The following is an 18,598-nucleotide window of genomic DNA, read 5'->3' on the forward strand; positions in this document are numbered from 1 at the left end:
TTCGACGTTCAATCGGAAAAAAACCAGACCTCGACCGAATCCGCTTCGATTTTGTGCATTTGCTTCTGAGATCGGCTGTGCTTGCTCCGAAAAGGAGCAAAAACGGGGTGTTTTGAGCAAAACACATCAAGGTGCAACTTATTCGCAAGAAACTGGTTGCACCTTATTTGCTTTGTTGAATAGCATTCGCGGCCAAGGTGCAACCGCGCTTATGGTGCGGTTCATCGGCTGGCGGCTTTCCTGGGGAAACGTCAGTCATAAATGCGTGCGATGTAGGTACATCCACTCACTGAATCAGTGGGTGGCCGTCTGACAGACCGCCGCTACATAAAAACAAAGCCAGGGCGTCACTTCTATGAGCGTTAGCAATCCAACCCTGATCACGTTCGTGATCTACATCGCAGCAATGGTGCTGATCGGCTTAATGGCCTATCGCTCCACCAACAACCTTTCCGATTACATCCTGGGCGGTCGCAGCCTCGGTAGCGTGGTGACTGCCTTGTCAGCCGGTGCTTCCGATATGAGCGGCTGGTTGTTGATGGGCCTGCCGGGTGCAATCTACATGTCCGGCCTGTCGGAAAGCTGGATCGCCATCGGCCTGATCGTCGGTGCGTACCTCAACTGGCTGTTCGTGGCCGGTCGCCTGCGCGTGCAGACCGAGCACAACGGCGACGCCCTGACGCTGCCGGATTACTTTTCCAGCCGTTTCGAAGATAAAAGCGGCCTGCTGCGGATCATCTCTGCGGTGGTGATCCTGGTGTTCTTCACCATCTATTGCGCTTCCGGCATCGTAGCCGGTGCCCGCCTGTTCGAAAGCACCTTCGGCATGTCCTACGAGACCGCCCTGTGGGCCGGCGCTGCGGCGACCATTGCCTACACCTTCGTGGGTGGTTTCCTGGCCGTGAGCTGGACCGACACCGTACAAGCCACCCTGATGATCTTCGCGCTGATCCTCACACCGATCATCGTGCTGCTGGCCACTGGCGGCATCGACACCACGTTCCTGGCGATCGAAGCGAAGAACCCCGACAACTTCAACATGCTGAAAAACACCAGCTTCATCGGCATCATCTCGCTGATGGGCTGGGGCCTGGGTTACTTCGGCCAGCCGCACATCCTCGCGCGCTTCATGGCGGCGGATTCGGTGAAGTCGATCGCCAAGGCGCGTCGCATTTCGATGACCTGGATGATCCTGTGCCTGGCCGGCACCGTGGCCGTGGGCTTCTTCGGTATTGCCTACTTCTCGGCGCACCCGGAAGTGGCCGGCCCGGTCAACGAGAACCACGAACGTGTGTTCATTGAACTGGCCAAGCTGCTGTTCAACCCATGGATTGCTGGCGTTCTGCTGTCGGCGATTCTGGCGGCGGTCATGAGCACCCTGAGCTGCCAATTGCTGGTGTGCTCCAGCGCCCTGACCGAGGACTTCTACAAGACCTTCCTGCGCAAGAACGCCTCCCAGGTTGAGCTGGTGTGGGTCGGCCGTGTCATGGTGCTGCTGGTGGCGTTGATCGCCATCGCCATGGCTGCCAACCCGAATAACCGCGTGTTGGGCCTGGTGAGCTACGCCTGGGCCGGTTTCGGCGCTGCGTTCGGCCCCGTGGTACTGATCTCGGTGATCTGGAAACAGATGACCCGCAACGGCGCACTGGCTGGCATTCTGGTTGGCGCGATCACCGTGATCGTGTGGAAGCATTTCGAATTGTTGGGCCTGTACGAAATCATACCAGGCTTCATTTTCGCCAGCCTGGCGATCTACATCGTCAGCAAGCTGGGCGCGCCGACTGCGGGTATGGTCGAGCGCTTTGATGCTGCGGAGAAAGACTACAACCTCAACAAGTAATCGGTAGGTTTTGGCGACTCGTTGAAATGAAACAGGCCCGCATTTTTTGAATGTCGGGCCTTTTTTATGAACAATGCGTCGCGGTCGGGTGCTTACAAGCTCAATTGGTTGCGGAAATGAAAGATCGTTGTGCCTCCAACGCCGAGTAGCCCGATGAATGCTGTTCCATGAAGAGCAAATTTCAGGCGGCTCGGAAACGCCTCAACCTGCTGTAAATCAACGACGCCACGTTTTGCATTCCATCGCGGCAGAGCGATTGCGACATAGACCACGCATAGCCTGCCCAACCTGCCGCGTAGGGAGTTGCTCAACAGGTGTTTGTAAGTGTTCAAGATGCTGCACTGATCCAGGTAGCGTTCCATCCTCTCTAATTTTCGATAGGCCAGAAATAGATCGAGAATAACCGCTATGAGCATTGCAGCCGCTGACCCAAGCGCTATTTGGTCTTTTGTTGGTAAATTGAGGAAGTGCTCAATATTCATACAGAACCTCTCCAGTCGCAGCACCAATTTCGCTACCCCAGTTCCCAAAAACAGCGCCTCCGACTCCGCCGGCTATCAAAAGACAGCTCAAGGCGACTGGCCCGGTTGTAGGGGCCATTACGGCTACACACAAGCCCATTCCTATCTGACCTCCAAGGATTCCTCCTGCCACACCGAAGGTTAATTTACCTGCCTCCACATACTTCGCTTTCCTGCACTGCTCCTCTCTCCCGGTAGAACACGCCTCCTTGATCTCCAACGCCGTTGCAGTCGCACTCAGCGCGATGCCCAGCGGCGTGCCTTTTTTCAGCAGTTTTGCCGTCTTCGAAACCCGCGCAATCGTTTCGCTGTACTTCTTTATCTCTCCACTATGCAAATAACTCTTGGTCGAGATACCCAGCATTTTCTTGATCGAACCTTCATTGCGTAGCCCTGTGCCATAACGCGCAAAACTACGCATTTACGCGTCCAGTTTGGCAAACAGGGTTTGGCGTCGAGCGAGGAACTCATCTCGCGCAGCACCGCCACCCCGGCGCAGGAATTGTTTGTGCAGTGCATCAATTTCTTCGAGGGTCTTTGCAATGTTTTGCAAGTGTCGACCCCAGGCAGCCCCTGCGGTGCCTATCCCCAGCGAAGCGTAGCCCAGCAGTTTTTTCAGCAAGTCATAGTTGTGCAGTGCAAAAGCATCCCCACCTGCGGCCATCACGCTATGCCGAATATCCCAGGCGGCTCGCATCAAGTGTGACTCTTGCGGGGTGAAGATCGCAGTGGTTTCGTCACCGATGATCACTAACTGCCCTGGCAGTACGACAACATTGCGAATGTGGGTATTGAGGGTGTCGAACTTGGCTTCGGCGTATGGGCTCAAGCGCAAACTTGCCTTGAGCTCCACCGAGGTTTGTTGGCGGTCATTGATGAAGGCATAGGGCTGAGGCATTAGCGACTCCCAAGCCATAGTGATCGGTTCGAAGGGAGGTCGTTGCTTGCCATGGAAACAGTCCTTTTTGAATGAGCATGGCTGCGCAATTTAAAGAGCGGTTCGAGCGGTGTCGTGGTTTTGGCGGGGGATTTTTCGGTGGTTTTTTGCTTTTGGGAAAAGGGCTACTGAGTTGCGGTATGTTTCCGACAGAGGCGTGAATTTTCACTGCCTTTACGCCGACGACCTCGCGGCACAAGGTCGCCTGCTTCACGCGCCATGCGGATGTTAGCCATGACGCACGGGCCGATGACCTGGCCTCAGACGTGCGTTGCAGCCAGCGCCTGTTGCAGATCCTCGATCAAATCTTCAATCGCCTCAATCCCCACCGACAGGCGAATCATCTCCGGTTTCACGCCGGCCTTGGCCTGTTCCTGCTCGTTCATCTGGCGATGGGTGGTGGACGCCGGGTGGCAGGCCAGGGATTTGGCGTCGCCGATGTTCACCAGGCGCTTGAAGATGTGCAGGGCGTCGTAGAAGCGTACACCGGCTGCGTAGCCGCCCTTGAGGCCAAACGACAGGATCGCCGAGGGTTTGCCCTGCATGTATTTCTGCGCCAGTGCGTGGTGCGGATGATCGGGTAGGCCGGCGTAGCTGACCCACTTCACTTCGGCGTGATCTTGCAGGAATTGCGCGACCTTCAGCGCGTTCTCGGTATGGCGCTCCATGCGCAGGGCCAGGGTTTCCAGGCCTTGCAGCAGCAGGAAGGCGTTCATCGGCGCCAGCGCTGCGCCGGTGTTGCGCAGTGGCACGGTGCGGGCGCGGGCGATGAAGGCGGCGGGGCCGAATTTTTCGGTGTAGACCACGCCGTGGTAAGCCGGCTCGGGCTGGTTGAGGCCGGGGAATTTTTCCGCGTGTTTCGTCCAGGGGAACGTGCCGCTGTCGACAATCACGCCGCCCAGGGAGTTGCCATGGCCGCCGACGTATTTGGTCACCGAATGCACCACGATATCGGCGCCGAACTGGATCGGTTTGCACAGGATCGGCGTGGCCACGGTGTTGTCCACCATCAGCGGTACGCCACGGGCGTGGGCCACATCGGCCAGGGCTTCGATGTCGATGATATTGCCTGCCGGGTTACCGATGCTCTCGCAGTAGACCAGCTTGGTGTTGTCGTCGATCAGTTCGGCGATGGCGGCGGCGGAATCGTCGCGGGCGAAGCGCACATCGACGCCGAAGCTCGGCAGCAGGTGGGCGAACAGGGTGTAGGTGCCGCCGTAGAGCTGCGGCGTGGTGACGACATTGTCACCGGCGCGGGTCAAGGTCTGGATCGCATAATGAATCGCTGCGCTGCCGGCGGACACGGCCAGCGCAGCGATACCGCCTTCGAGCGCGGCCATGCGCTGTTCCAGCACATCGTTGGTCGGGTTCATGATCCGCGTGTAGATATTGCCGGGCACGTCCAGGTTGAACAGGTCGGCGCCGTGCTGGGCATTATCGAATTCGAAGGCGACGTTCTGATAGATCGGCACCGCGACGGCTTTGGTGGTCGGGTCGGACTTGAAGCCGTGGTGCAGGGCGATGGTGGCGTCTTTCATGGTTTTTGTTGACCTCCTTGGTTTTTATGGGCGCCCCCTGGCAGGGTGGGAGCTGGCTTGGCTGCGATGGCTTCATCGCGGTGTGCAGGTAATACCGCGTCAGTTGCATGCGGGCAAGCCCGCACACAGAGTAGGGGTTAGATTGTTTTCAGTCGTACACCTGTATTTGCGGCATAAGCACCGCCCGGCATGCGCCCCTGCACCTTTGCCCGTGTAGCAGGTAAACTTCGCCCCCTGCGCAGGAGCAACCATGAATTATCGTCACGCCTTTCACGCCGGCAACCACGCCGATGTCTTCAAACACCTGACCTTGACCCGACTCATCGCCTTGATGTCGCGCAAGGAGCAGCCGTTCGCCTACCTCGACACCCATGCCGGCATCGGTCTGTACGACTTGCAGGGCGACCAGGCCAACCGCACCGGTGAATACCTGGAGGGCATCGCCCGTCTGTGGGGCAAGAGCGACCTGCCGCCATTGACCGCCGACTACATGCGCGTGCTGCACGAGATGAACCCGGATGGCCAATTGCGCTATTACCCAGGTTCGCCGGAACTGGCACGACGCCTGACCCGTCCCCAGGACCGCGTGCTGCTCAATGAAAAGCACCCGGAAGACGGCGTGTTGCTCAAGGACAACATGAAGGGTGATCGCCGCGTCAAGGTTCACCTGGGCGAAGGCTGGCATGTGCCGCGCGCCATGCTGCCGGTGCAGGAAAAGCGTGCCTTGATGCTGATTGATCCGCCATTTGAGCAACTCGACGAAATGCAGCGCTGCGCGGCGTCGCTCAAGGAGGCGGTCAGCCGCATGCGCCAGACGGTCGCGGCGATCTGGTATCCGGTGAAGGACCAACGCATGTTGCGCCGTTTCTACCAGGACCTGGCCGGCACCGGTGCGCCGAAGTTGTTGCGCGTGGAATTGCTGGTGCATCCGCTGGACACGCCCAACACCCTGACCGGCTCGGGCCTGGCGATTGCCAACCCGCCGTGGGGTTTGGAAGAGGAATTGCGTGAGCTGCTGCCGTGGCTGTCCAAGCAACTGGGCCAGACCCAGGGCGGGTGGCAGATGGATTGGCTGATTGCCGAGTAACCGAGTCTGGCGCAAATCAATGTGGGAGGGGGCTTGCCCCCGATAGCGGTGGTTCAGTTAAAGATACTGAGACTGACATACTGCAATCGGGGGCAAGCCCCCTCCCACATTTTTTTAGATCGGGCAAGTCACGCCGGTGCCGCCGATCCCACAGTAACCCTGCGGATTCTTCGCCAAGTATTGCTGGTGATACGCCTCGGCGAAGTACACCGTCGGGGCTTCGTCGATTTCCGTGGTGATGGTGCCCAGGCCGGCCTTGCTCAGCTCTTGCTGATACGCCTGCGCACTGGCCTGCGCCGCCGTCAATTGCTCCGGCGTGGTGGCGTAGATCACTGAACGGTACTGGCTGCCGATGTCATTGCCCTGGCGCATGCCTTGGGTCGGGTTGTGCAGCTCCCAGAACATCTTCAGCAAGTCTTCGTATTTCAGCTTGGCCTGGTCATACACCACCAGCACTACTTCGCTATGGCCGGTCAGGCCCGAGCAGACTTCTTCGTAGGTCGGGTTCGGCGTGTAGCCGCCGGCATAGCCGACCACGGTGCTGACCACGCCATCGCGCTGCCAAAATTTGCGCTCCGCCCCCCAGAAGCATCCCAGGCCGAAGATCGCGAAGCCGACGTCGTCGATGAACGGGCCGAGCAGCGGGTTGCCGTTGACGAAGTGCGTTTCCGGCAGGGTCATCGGGGTTTCACGGCCGGGCAAAGCTTGTTCTGCAGTAGGAAGCACGTTTTTGTTCACCAGAATTTCCGAGCGCAAGACCATGAGCAGTCCTCTCGTCAGGTTGAGTTAACAGTAAAGAGTCAGACAGCCAGTGTGCCCGAGTGTTACAGCGCTGTCAGGCGATTGGCCCGCGAGGATAGCGTTTAAGCTTCTCGAGCAGCTCTGAACCGGGAATAGGCCGGTCGAACAGATAGCCCTGGCCGACGTCGCAACGGTGCCGACGCAGGAACGCCAACTGATCGGCGGTCTCGATGCCTTCGGCCACGACCTTGAGCTTGAGGTTGTGGGCCATGGCGATCACGGCGGAGGTGATTTCCATGTCGTCCTGGTTGTCCGGGATTTCGTGGATAAAGCTGCGATCGATCTTGATGATGTCGATCGGGAATTTTTTCAAGTAGCTCAGCGACGAGTAACCGGTGCCGAAGTCGTCCATGGCCAGGGTCAGGCCCAGGCTCTTCAACTGGTCCAGTTGCAGGCGGGTGTCCTCGGTGGCTTCCAGCAGCAGGCCCTCCGTCAACTCCAGCTCGAGCAGGTTGGCCGGCAGCTCTTCTTCTTTGAGGATCGCGGTAATCGAGGCCACCAGGTCCGGGTCGGAGAACTGCTTGGGCGACAGGTTGATCGCCACCTGCAGGTTGCCCAGGCCGGCGGCGCTCAGTTGCTTGCTCATGCGGCAGGCCTGGCGGGCGATCCATTTGCCGATGGGGATGATCAGGCCGGTTTCTTCGGCCACGCTGATGAACTGGTCGGGGCGGATCATGCCCTTTTCCGGGTGGTTCCAGCGCAGCAGCGCCTCCATGCCCAGCAAGCGGCCGCTGCGCAGGCACAGTTTGGGCTGGTAGAACACGTCCAGCTCGTTCTGGGTCAGGGCGCGACGCAGGTTGTTTTCCACAAACAGCTTGTAGCTGGCCTCGGCGTTCAGTGCTTCGGTAAACACCTGCACCTGGTGTTTGCCGTTGGCTTTGGCCTTGTGCAGGGCTAGCCCGGCGTTGCGCATCAGGGTTTGCGGGTCGCGGCCATGCAACGGCGCGCAGGCCAGGCCCACGGAGCCGGTGACGCTGATCAATTGGTTGTCGACGAACATCGGCTTGTCGAGGGTCGCCAGCAGTTGGCTGGCGACGAACTGGCCGCTCTCCAGGTCGGTCTCGTCGAGCAATACCGCAAACTCGTTACTGGCAAAGCGCGCCAGGCTGCCGCCGGCGCTGAGGCTGTTGCGCAGGCGCCGGGCCAGGCTGATCAGCAGCTTGTCGCCGGTCTGGTGGCCGAGGCTATCGTTGATCCGCTTGAAGTTGTCGATGTCCACCAGTAACAGGCAGATCGGGCTGTCGCTGTCGCGGGCAAAGCGTTCGTCGAGGTTGCGGATGAACGCCGGGCGGTTGCCCAGGTTGGTCAGGTTATCGGTGTAGGCCAGGCGCTCGATGCGCTGCTGCGCCAGCTTGGTCTGGGTGATGTCTTCGTAGATGCCGATGTAGTGGGTCAGCTCGTGATTGTCGCCATAGACCTTGGAGATCGACAATTGGCCCCAATAGGGTTCCAGGTTCTTGCGCCGGCTTTTGAATTCACCCTGCCAACTGTTGCTCTGGGCCAGGCTCGATGGCGCGTCGAACAACAGCTCGTTGAGGTTTTCCAGCGCCGGCAATTGCGCCAGGCGGTGGCCGTGGACCTCTTCGGTGCTGTATTGGGTGATCGCGGTAAAACTGGGGTTGACGTACTCCACCACGCCATCGCAATTGACCAGCAGGAAGGCGTTGGCGCTTTGTTCCACGGCGCGCTGAAACAGGTGCAGCGCGCTGGTGGCGGCACGAAGGTTGTGGTTGTTGATCACTTGCGCGAACTGATCCGCCAGCTCGCCGGCAAAGGCGATTTCGTCGGACTGCCAGACGCGCGTGTCGCCGCCTTGTTCCAGGCACAACACGCCAACGACCTGACCATCGACGCGGATGCTCGCGTCGAGCATTGCATGTGTGTCTTTGGCCTTTAGGGATTCGGCCATTTCGCGGGTGCGGAGGTCGGGCTTGACGTTGCTGGCGTCGATCGCACGGCTGGTTTGCAGGGCTTCGAGGTAGTCCGGAAAGCCGCTGGCGTCAATCGGCTCGGGCAAGTGGTGCTGCTGATCGGCGCGGTGGTACGCCGAGATCGGCACCAGGCGCTGGTCTTCGAGGTTCCAGATGCTGGCGCAATCGATCTGGTAGATGTCGCAGGCGCTGCGGGTGATCAGCTCGGCGGCTTCCTGCAGCGAATTGTTCGTGGTGTAGCGCTGGCGGGCGAGCAGCAGGATCAACGCTTGCTGGGCGCGCACCCGTTCCAGGTGCAGCAACTGTTCCTGTTGCGCGCGCTGGTTGAGTTCCAGGGCGATCTGCAGGCGGCTGTTCTGGCTTTCCAGGTCTGCCGTTGGCGTCGTCGACGGACTCTCGCTGAACACGCCGTCGACCACCATCAGGTAGCCCCGCAGCAGGTGGCGATTGTGTTGTTTGTAGGCTTCGCCCATTTCCAGCAGGCTCAGGGGGCCGTCGTTGGTGTGCAGGGTGTAGCGCACCAGGTAATGAGGGCTCTCGGTCAGTTGCTGCTGGATCGCATCGTGCAGTTGATAGCGCGCCTGCGGCTCCATCAGGCTGGCGTAGGGCGAGCCGATCAAGGCGCACAGTTCAACCGCCGGCAGGCCGAATGGGCGCTCGCAATTGGGGTCTAGGTAGAGCAGGGCCCAGCTTGCCTCATTCTGCCGCTCGAAACGCAGCATACCGAGGCGCGAAGGCACCGGTAATTGCGTCACTACCTCGGCCGCCGTCCGGGCAACATCGGGTTGGCTTTTCATGGGGAAGCTCACTTGAAAAAACGCACACGGCGCCGGGCTCTCGCCCTCTTTACTGTTGCCTGCCGCAAGGTTGCATCATGCAGGCCGGGCTGACAAGAGAGGATGAAGGCTAAGTGCTATATGGATTATATCGGTTGCGTAGGTGATTTCTGCAGTCGAGGCGACGGAAGGTGTACAAACCTGTTTATTTGTACAAAAAAAGCCCCGCCAAGTGGCGGGGTTGAGGAACGAGCGTGGCGCTCGGAAATCGATGCAATCAGGCCTCCCGGTTACCAGGGAGGCCTATCGCGGCTTACAGCAAGATGGTGCGGATATCGTTCAGCAGTTGGCTCAGGCGCTGCGTGAAGCGTGCAGCCGCCGCGCCATTGATCACACGGTGATCGTAGGACAACGACAGTGGCAACATCAGCTTCGGCTGGAACGCTTTACCGTCCCATACCGGCTGGATAGTCGCCTTGGAAACACCCAGGATCGCTACTTCCGGCGCGTTGACGATTGGCGTGAAGCCAGTACCGCCAATGTGGCCGAGGCTGGAGATGGTGAAGCACGCGCCTTGCATGTCGTCTGCGGTGAGCTTTTTGTCGCGGGCTTTGGCCGCCAGCGCAGCAGCCTCGGCCGCAAGCTGCAGCAGGCTCTTCTGGTCGACGTTCTTGATGACCGGCACCAGCAGGCCATCCGGGGTGTCGACCGCAAAGCCGATGTGAACGTACTTCTTGCGAATGATCGCCTTGCCGCTTGGCGCCAGCGAACTGTTGAAGTCCGGCAGCTCCTTGAGCAGGTGCGCGCAGGCCTTGAGCAGCAGTGGCAGCACGGTCAGTTTCACGCCGGCCTTCTCGGCCACGGCTTTCTGCGCAACGCGGAAAGCCTCCAGGTCGGTGATGTCGGCCTGGTCGAACTGGGTCACGTGCGGGATGTTCAGCCAGCTGCGGTGCAGGCTCGACGCGCCGATTTGCATCAGACGGGTCATCGCCACTTCTTCGGTTTCGCCGAAGCGGCTGAAGTCCACGACCGGGATCGGCGGGATGCCCGCGCCACCGGTAGCGTTGCCGGCAGCCGGGGCTTCCTTGGCCTTTTGCATCATGGATTTGACGTAAACCTGCACGTCTTCCTTGAGCACTCGACCATGAGGACCGGTGGCCGCGACGGCGTTCAACTCGACGCCGAATTCACGGGCCAGTTGGCGCACGGCAGGGCCGGCGTGAACCTTGGCGCCGCTTGGCGCCGGTGCAGCCGCCGGGGCCGGTGCGGCCTCGGCTTTTGCAGCCGGTGCCGGAGCGGCAGCAGCAGGGGCGGCTTCAGCCTTGGCAGCCGGCGCAGCGGCCGGTGCTGGAGCAGCCGCCGGCGCAGCGCCTTGGACTTTCAGCTTGAGGATGAAATCGCCAGTGCCGACTTCGTCTTCCAGCTTGACCGCGATGCTTTCCACCACGCCGGCAGCCGGCGAAGGGATTTCCATGGAGGCCTTGTCGGACTCCAGGGTGATCAGCGACTGGTCGGCTTCGACGGTATCGCCGACCTTGACCAGCAGCTCGATGATCTTGGCCTTGCCCGACGAACCGATGTCCGGGACATGAATGTCCTGAACGGTGGCCGCAGCCGGTGCAGCAGCCGGGGCCGCTGGGGCCTCGGCGGCAGCAGCAGGTTTTTCAGCCGGCGCCGCTGCAGCAGCGGCAGCAGCCGGAGCCGCATCGGCGGCGCCCTCGATTTCCAGCTCCAGCAGTTCGTCGCCTTCTTTCAGGCGATCGCCCAGCTTCACTTTCAGGCTTTTGACCACGCCGGCCTTGGGAGCCGGGATTTCCATGCTCGCCTTGTCCGATTCCAGGGTCAGGATGCTCTGGTCGGCTTCGACGGTGTCGCCGACCTTCACAAACAGCTCGATTACTTCACCTTCACCGCTGCCGATGTCAGGTACGCGAATGAGTTCGCTCACAAAAAGTCTCCTCAGCAGTCCAGTGGGTTGCGTTTTTCCGGGTTGATCCCGAACTTGACGATGGCGTCAGCCACCACCTTGGGTTCGATCTCACCACGGTCAGCCAAGGCTTCCAGGGCTGCCAACACCACGAAGTGACGGTCGACTTCGAAGAAGTGACGCAGCTTCTTGCGGCTGTCACTGCGGCCGAAACCGTCGGTGCCCAGGACTTTGAATTCCTTGGACGGGACCCACTGGCGAATTTGTTCAGCAAACAGCTTCATGTAGTCGGTGGACGCGATAACCGGACCCTTACGGCCAGTCAGGCATTCTTCGACGTAGCTCAGCTCAGGCTTCTGGCCCGGGTGCAGGCGGTTGTTGCGTTCTACGGCCAGGCCGTTGCGACGCAGTTCGTTGAAGCTGGTCACGCTCCACACGTCGGCGCCGACGTTGAAGTCGTCACGCAGGATCTTCGCCGCTTCACGCACTTCGCGCAGGATGGTGCCGGAGCCCATCAGTTGCACGTGGTGCGCTGCTTCCTTGGTGTCTTCTTCGAGCAGGTACATGCCCTTGATGATGCCTTCCTCGACACCGGCCGGCATGGCAGGTTGCTGGTAGGACTCGTTCATCACGGTGATGTAGTAGAAAACGTCCTGCTGCTCCTGGGTCATCTTCTTCATGCCGTCCTGGATGATCACCGCCAGCTCATAGCCGTAGGTTGGATCAAAGGTGCGGCAGTTCGGAATGGTGGCCGCCAGGATGTGGCTGTGACCGTCTTCGTGTTGCAGGCCTTCGCCGTTCAGCGTGGTCCGGCCGGCGGTGCCGCCGATCAGGAAGCCACGGGTACGGCTGTCGCCTGCTGCCCAGGCCAGGTCGCCGATACGCTGGAAGCCGAACATCGAGTAGAAGATGTAGAACGGCAGCATCGGCTGGTTGTGGCTGGAGTACGAGGTCCCGGCAGCGATGAAGGAGCTCATGGCGCCCGCTTCGTTGATGCCTTCTTCGAGGATCTGGCCCTTCTTGTCTTCTTTGTAGAACATCACCTGGTCTTTATCGACTGGCTCGTAGAGCTGGCCGACGGAGGAGTAGATGCCCAACTGACGGAACATGCCTTCCATACCGAAGGTACGGGCTTCGTCCGGGATGATCGGCACGATGCGCGGACCGACTTCCTTGTCCTTGACCAGTTGCGCGAGGATTCGCACGAAGGCCATGGTGGTGGAGATCTCACGGTCGCCCGAGCCGTCGAGGATAGCCTTGAGGGTATCCAGCGCAGGTGTCGGGATGTTGAAGCTCTTGGCACGGCGCTGTGGCACGAAACCGCCCAGTGCGGCACGACGCTCGCTCAGGTAACGGGCTTCGGCGCTGTTCGGCTCCGGCTTGAAGAACGGCAGGTTTTCCAGCTCTTCGTCCTTGACCGGGATGTCGAAACGGTCGCGGAACAACTTCAGGCTGTCGACATCGACTTTCTTGGTGTTGTGCGCGGTGTTCTTCGCTTCGCCAGCACCGGTGCCATAACCCTTGATGGTCTTGGCCAGGATGACAGTCGGTTGTTCTTTGTGGTTGACCGCTTCGTGGTACGCCGCGTAGACCTTGTACGGGTCGTGGCCGCCACGGTTGAGTTTCCAGATCTCGTCGTCGGACAGGTCGGCAACCATCGCCTTGAGTTCCGGCGTGTTGAAGAAGTGTTCACGCACGAACGCGCCGTCTTTGGCTTTGTAGTTCTGGTACTCGCCGTCGATGACTGCGTCCATGCGACGTTGCAGGATACCGTCGACGTCCTTGGCCAGCAGTGGGTCCCAGAAACGGCCCCAGATGACTTTGGTCACGTTCCACTGAGCACCGCGGAACACACCTTCGAGTTCCTGGATGATCTTGCCGTTGCCGCGAACCGGGCCGTCGAGGCGCTGCAGGTTGCAGTTGATGACGAAGATCAGGTTGTCCAGCTTCTCGCGGCCGGCCAGGGAGATGGCACCCAGGGATTCCGGCTCGTCGCACTCGCCGTCGCCCAGGAAGCACCAGACTTTCTGCTTGCCTTCGGGGATGAAGCCACGGGCTTCCAGGTACTTCATAAAGCGCGCCTGGTAGATCGCCTGGATTGGGCCCAGACCCATGGAAACCGTCGGGAACTGCCAGAACTCAGGCATCAGCCAAGGGTGCGGATAGGACGACAGGCCCTGACCGTCGACTTCCTGGCGGAAGTTGTTCATCTGTTCTTCGCTGATGCGACCTTCCATGAACGCACGGGCGTAGACGCCTGGCGAGGTGTGGCCCTGGAAGTAGATCAGGTCGCCACCGTGTTCGTCGGTCGGGGCCTGGAAGAAGTAGTTGAAGCCGATGTCATACAGGGTTGCGCTGGACGCGAAGCTGGAGATGTGACCGCCCAGGTCAGAATCTTTCAAGTTCGTGCGCATTACCATCGCCATGGCGTTCCAACGTACCAGCGAGCGAATGCGGCGTTCCATGAACAGGTCGCCAGGCATGCGTGCTTCGTGGGTAACAGGGATGGTGTTGCGATATGGCGTGGTGATGGCGTAGGGCAGTTGCGAGCCACTGCGGGTCGCGAGTTCGCCCATACGGGTCATCAGGTAGTGAGCACGGTCTTCGCCTTCTTTGTCGAGAACCGATTCCAGGGCGTCCAGCCATTCCTGGGTTTCGACGGGATCGAGGTCTTGCATGGCTTGCTCCAGGGCGGAAAGGCTACCAGAATCGGTTGCCTGAAGTTTGCGACTGGCCTTGTGGGCAGACGACATAGATTCTTGGATGGCCGGAGGTTGTTCCGGCGTCCTGTAGTTTTACTACAAATCGTCGGCCATTTCAGCCTTTCGAATGTATATACGAGTAGTAAAACTACACAGAACTGAGCGGGGTACTCGGTCAGTTAGGTGAGCATAATCGTTATCGTTGATCTTTTGCGAACAAGAAAAGGTAGAGGTTTAATGTTGCCTGCCAAAATTTATGAATTTTCAGCTATTTATAACTTTTGTTCGACAGTCCTTTGCCGAGCGTGGTTCCTGCGTTCACAGCAACAAGCCCATAACACGCCGATCAAGGATAGACCATGAGCCTTCCAACGCTGGCCGAACTGCCGGCCATTCTTTTGCCGTTCGCCGATCGGGCAGTGCAGTCATTTCGTGATGCAGTGGCTGCGCTGGACGACGATCATGGCCTTTGCGCGTGGACGTCGCAACGCTGGGCCGACTTCGCCCGCGTGTGCGCCGCCAGTGATTTCGTCATTGAACAGAGTGTTCGTGACCCTTTGATGTTGCTCGAATTGGTCGCCTGGGGCGAGCTGGACCGTGGCTTTGCGCCGGGCGAGCTGTGCGGGCAAATCGCCGGCGCTGTGCAACAGGCCCAAACAGAAGATGAGCTGGGCCGCGTCCTACGCCGCCAGCGCACCCGCCAGCAAGTGCGCATCATCTGGCGCGACCTGACCCGCCAGGCGGACCTGGTGCAAACCTGTCGCGAGCTCTCCGACATGGCCGACGCCAGCATCGACCAGGCCTACCAATGGCTGTACCAACGCCATTGCGCACAATTCGGCACGCCGACCGGGGGCCGCAGCGGTGAGCCGCAGCACATGGTGATCCTCGGCATGGGCAAGCTCGGTGCGGTGGAACTGAACCTGTCATCCGATATCGACTTGATCTTCGCCTACCCCGAGGGCGGCGAGACGGTGGGCGTGAAGCGCGCCCTGGATAACCAGGAATTTTTCATTCGCCTGGGTCAAAAATTGATCAAGGCCCTCGACCCGATGACCGTCGACGGTTTTGTCTTCCGGGTCGACATGCGCCTGCGGCCCTACGGCTCAGCCGGCGCGCTGGTGCTCAGCTTCAATGCGCTGGAACAGTATTATCAGGACCAGGGCCGCGACTGGGAGCGTTACGCCATGATCAAGGCGCGCGTCGTGGCCGGCGATCAGGTGGCCGGTGCGCAGTTGCTCGATATGCTGCGACCGTTCGTCTACCGCCGCTATTTGGACTTCTCCGCCATCGAAGCGCTGCGCACCATGAAGCAACTGATCCAGCAGGAAGTGCGGCGCAAGGGCATGGCCGAAAACATCAAGCTCGGCTCGGGCGGCATCCGCGAAGTGGAATTTATCGCCCAGGCGTTCCAGCTGATCCATGGCGGGCGCGACCTCAGCCTGCAACAACGGCCATTGCTCAAGGTGCTGGGCACCCTGGAAGGGCAGGGCTACCTGCCGCCGGCGGTGATCGCCGAGTTGCGCGATGGCTACGAATTCCTGCGTTACACCGAGCATGCGATCCAGGCGATTGCCGATCGCCAGACCCAGATGCTGCCGGACAGCCCCGAAGACCAGGCGCGCATTGCCTTTATGCTCGGCTTTGCCGATTGGGCCGCGTTCCATGAGCGCCTGATGTACTGGCGTGGGCGGGTGGACTGGCATTTCCGCCAGGTGATCGCTGATCCGGATGAAGAAGACGGCGAAGAACGCGAATTGGTCGTCGGCGGGGAATGGTTGCCGTTATGGGAAGAGTCCCAGGACGAAGACGCGGCCTGCCGCCAATTGGCCGAAGGCGGTTTCACCGACGCGCCCAAAGCGCTCAAAGCCCTGGCCGGCCTGCGCGGGAGCCCGCAACTGCGCGCCATGCAACGCCTCGGTCGCGAGCGCCTGGATGCGTTTATCCCGCGTCTGCTGGCCCAGGCCGTCGAGCACGTCAGCCCGGACCTGGTGCTGGAGCGCGTATTGCCGCTGGTGGAAGCCGTCGCCCGCCGGTCCGCCTATCTGGTGTTGCTCACGGAAAACCCCGACGCCCTACGCCGCCTGCTGACCCTGTGCGCCGCTAGCCCGTGGATCGCCGAACAGATCACCCGCTTCCCGCTGTTGCTCGACGAATTGCTCAACGAGGGCCGCTTGTTCAAACCGCCGTTGGCGCCGGAACTCGCCGCCGAATTGCGCGAACGCCTCACGCGCATCCCCGAAGATGACCTTGAGCAGCAGATGGAAGCCCTGCGGCACTTCAAGCTAGCCCACCGCCTGCGGGTGGCCGCCTCGGAAATCGCCGGCAGCCTGCCGCTGATGAAAGTCAGCGACTACCTGACCTGGCTCGCCGAAGCCATCCTCGAACAAGTGCTGGCCCTGGCCTGGCGCCAGACCGTCGCTCGCCACGGCGCGCCGCAACGGCTGGACGGCACCTTGTGCGATCCTGGGTTCATCATTGTCGGTTATGGGAAAGTCGGCGGCATCGAATTGGGGCATGGTTCGGACCTGGACCTGGTGTTTATCCACGACGGCGACCCGCAGGCCGAAACCGATGGCGCCAAGCCGATTGACGGCGCGCAGTTCTTTACGCGCCTGGGCCAACGGATCATTCACTTGCTGACCACGCAGACCAACTCGGGGCAATTGTATGAAGTGGATATGCGCCTGCGACCTTCGGGCGCATCCGGTTTGTTGGTGAGCTCCCTCGGTGCCTTCGCGCGCTATCAGGAAAACGAAGCCTGGACCTGGGAACATCAGGCGCTGATCCGCGCGCGGGTGCTGGTGGGCAGCCAGGATGTGGGCCGCGCCTTCGAGCAGGTGCGGGCCAAGGTGTTGGGTCGTGAGCGCGACCTGACGAAGCTGCGCCAGGAGGTCAGCGAGATGCGCGCCAAGATGCGCGACAACCTGGGGACCCGGGCCACGGCGGCCGGTACCGGCGCCAATGCCTTCGAACCCACAGTGGCGTTCGACCTCAAGCAGGACGCCGGAGGTATCGTCGATATTGAATTTATGGTGCAATACGCGGCGTTGGCGTGGTCTGCGCAACATCCATCGTTGCTGCGCTACACCGACAATATCCGCATTCTAGAGGGCCTGGAGCAGGTCGGGCTGATGCCCGCCGCCGATGCCCATTTGCTGCGCGAGGTGTATAAAGCTTACCGTTCCGCGGCTCACCGCCAGGCCTTGCAGAAAGAGGCCGGTACGGTGGCCGGGGATCAGTTCGCCGACGAACGGCGCCAGGTGATGCGAATCTGGCAGGCACTGGGGTTAAGCTGACACTCGATTTAATGAGCGACGCCAATCTAATGTGGAAACCGGCTTTATGTGGAAGCGGGCTTGCTCGCGGTGCAGGCGCTACGGTCTGTCTATCAGGCCGCGGTGATGCTATCGCGAGCAAGCCTGTTCCCACACACTGCACGCCCTACAGTAATCATCGAGGCGGGGAGGCGTAAGCCTCCCCGCATCGTTTGTGGAAACTACATGAATATTCTGATCGTTGGGCCCAGTTGGGTCGGTGACATGGTGATGGCGCAGACACTGTTCCAGTGCCTGAAACAACGTCATCCCGACTGCCAAATCGACGTGCTCGCCCCCGAGTGGAGCCGGCCGATCCTTGAGCGCATGCCGCAAGTGCGCAAGGCCTTGAGCTTCCCGCTCGGCCATGGCGCCCTCGAACTGGCGACCCGCCGTCGCATCGGCAAATCCCTGGCCGGCCACTACGACCAGGCGATCTTGTTGCCCAACTCGATGAAATCGGCGCTGGTGCCGTTTTTCGCCGGCATTGCCCAGCGCACCGGCTGGCGCGGCGAGTTTCGCTACGGCTTGCTCAATGACGTGCGCAAGCTCGACAAGGCGCGCTACCCGCTGATGATCGAACGCTTCATGGCCCTGGCTTACGCGCCGGGTGCCGAGTTGCCGACGCCGTACCCGCGCCCGAGCCTGCAGATCGACCCGATCACCCGCGACGCGGCCCTGGCCAAGTTCAGCCTGGCCCTCGACCGTCCGGTGCTCGCCCTGTGCCCCGGCGCCGAGTTTGGCGAGTCCAAGCGCTGGCCGTCGGAGCATTACGCCAAAGTCGCGGAGATGAAGGTCCGCGAAGGCTGGCAGGTGTGGCTGTTCGGCTCGAAAAACGATCATGCGGTGGGTGAAGACATTCGCCAGCGTCTTATCCCCGGCCTGCGCGAAGAGGCAGTGAACCTCAGTGGCGACACCTCGCTGGCCGAGGCTATCGACTTGCTGTCCTGCGCGGATGCGGTGGTGTCCAACGACTCCGGGCTGATGCACGTCGCGGCGGCGTTGAACCGCCCGCTGGTCGCGGTGTACGGCTCGACTTCCCCAGGCTTTACGCCGCCGTTGGCCGACAAGGTCGAAGTGGTGCGCCTGGGCCTGGATTGCAGCCCGTGTTTTGAACGCACCTGCCGTTTCGGCCACTACAACTGCTTGCGCCAGTTGCTGCCGCAACCGGTCAGCGATGCCTTGCAGCGGTTGCAGGGCACTGTGGTCGAGGTTCACTGA

At 60.7% G+C, this 18,598-nt stretch carries 10 protein-coding genes and 1 pseudogene; 4 read left to right on the top strand and 7 right to left on the bottom strand.

The features are described 5' to 3' along the window. Positions 1-355 precede the first annotated feature (355 nt). Complete coding sequence (gene putP / locus ACS5Q8_RS02230; protein ID WP_247397270.1) at positions 356-1,840, top strand: sodium/proline symporter PutP; 1,485 nt, start codon at positions 356-358, stop codon at positions 1,838-1,840. 92 nt (positions 1,841-1,932) lie between these two features. Here putP and ACS5Q8_RS02235 read toward each other — a convergent pair whose 3' ends face one another. The 3 genes and pseudogenes from ACS5Q8_RS02235 to ACS5Q8_RS02245 all read right to left on the bottom strand — a co-directional run bounded on the left by ACS5Q8_RS02235 (position 1,933) and on the right by ACS5Q8_RS02245 (position 4,836). Beyond that, positions 1,933-2,322 carry a hypothetical protein gene (locus ACS5Q8_RS02235; RefSeq protein WP_465159794.1) on the bottom strand — a complete coding sequence of 130 codons (390 nt, stop codon included), beginning with the start codon at positions 2,320-2,322 and terminating at the stop codon, positions 1,933-1,935. Next, a pseudogene (locus ACS5Q8_RS02240) lies at positions 2,312-3,259 on the bottom strand (hypothetical protein). Before ACS5Q8_RS02240 ends, ACS5Q8_RS02235 begins: the two are co-directional and overlap by 11 nt. Positions 3,260-3,558: 299 nt before the next feature. Then, positions 3,559-4,836 carry an O-acetylhomoserine aminocarboxypropyltransferase/cysteine synthase family protein gene (locus ACS5Q8_RS02245; RefSeq protein ID WP_443700744.1) on the bottom strand — a complete coding sequence of 426 codons (1,278 nt, stop codon included), beginning with the start codon at positions 4,834-4,836 and terminating at the stop codon, positions 3,559-3,561. Between the two features lie 250 nt (positions 4,837-5,086). Between ACS5Q8_RS02245 and ACS5Q8_RS02250 the strand changes: the two genes are divergently transcribed. Beyond that, positions 5,087-5,923 carry a 23S rRNA (adenine(2030)-N(6))-methyltransferase RlmJ gene (locus tag ACS5Q8_RS02250; RefSeq protein ID WP_247397281.1) on the top strand — a complete coding sequence of 279 codons (837 nt, stop codon included), beginning with the start codon at positions 5,087-5,089 and terminating at the stop codon, positions 5,921-5,923. A gap of 114 nt (positions 5,924-6,037) precedes the next feature. On the opposite strand, the gene msrA is transcribed toward ACS5Q8_RS02250, so the two are convergent. The 4 genes from msrA to aceE all read right to left on the bottom strand — a co-directional run bounded on the left by msrA (position 6,038) and on the right by aceE (position 14,036). After that, the gene (gene msrA / locus ACS5Q8_RS02255; protein WP_276195998.1) at positions 6,038-6,685 is read right to left on the bottom strand and encodes a peptide-methionine (S)-S-oxide reductase MsrA; all 648 of its coding nucleotides are present in this window, start codon (positions 6,683-6,685) and stop codon (positions 6,038-6,040) included. A gap of 73 nt (positions 6,686-6,758) precedes the next feature. Continuing rightward, on the bottom strand, positions 6,759-9,452 hold the full coding sequence (locus ACS5Q8_RS02260; RefSeq protein WP_276196000.1) for a putative bifunctional diguanylate cyclase/phosphodiesterase: 2,694 nt from the start codon (positions 9,450-9,452) through the stop codon (positions 6,759-6,761). A gap of 292 nt (positions 9,453-9,744) precedes the next feature. Beyond that, positions 9,745-11,379, bottom strand: coding sequence for a dihydrolipoyllysine-residue acetyltransferase (aceF, locus tag ACS5Q8_RS02265; protein ID WP_465159795.1), 1,635 nt, complete (start codon positions 11,377-11,379; stop codon positions 9,745-9,747). An 11-nt stretch (positions 11,380-11,390) separates the two neighbouring features. Then, positions 11,391-14,036 (bottom strand): pyruvate dehydrogenase (acetyl-transferring), homodimeric type, encoded by a 2,646-nt coding sequence (gene aceE, locus ACS5Q8_RS02270; RefSeq protein ID WP_247407726.1) that lies wholly within the window; start codon positions 14,034-14,036, stop codon positions 11,391-11,393. A 383-nt stretch (positions 14,037-14,419) separates the two neighbouring features. Between aceE and glnE the strand changes: the two genes are divergently transcribed. Together glnE and waaF are read left to right on the top strand one after the other, a co-directional pair. Further along, positions 14,420-17,359 carry a bifunctional [glutamate--ammonia ligase]-adenylyl-L-tyrosine phosphorylase/[glutamate--ammonia-ligase] adenylyltransferase gene (gene glnE / locus ACS5Q8_RS02275; RefSeq protein WP_426100445.1) on the top strand — a complete coding sequence of 980 codons (2,940 nt, stop codon included), beginning with the start codon at positions 14,420-14,422 and terminating at the stop codon, positions 17,357-17,359. 204 nt (positions 17,360-17,563) lie between these two features. Then, positions 17,564-18,598 (top strand): lipopolysaccharide heptosyltransferase II, encoded by a 1,035-nt coding sequence (gene waaF, locus ACS5Q8_RS02280; protein ID WP_443693748.1) that lies wholly within the window; start codon positions 17,564-17,566, stop codon positions 18,596-18,598.

It is taken from the genome of Pseudomonas sp. PAMC25584 (assembly GCF_058135675.1).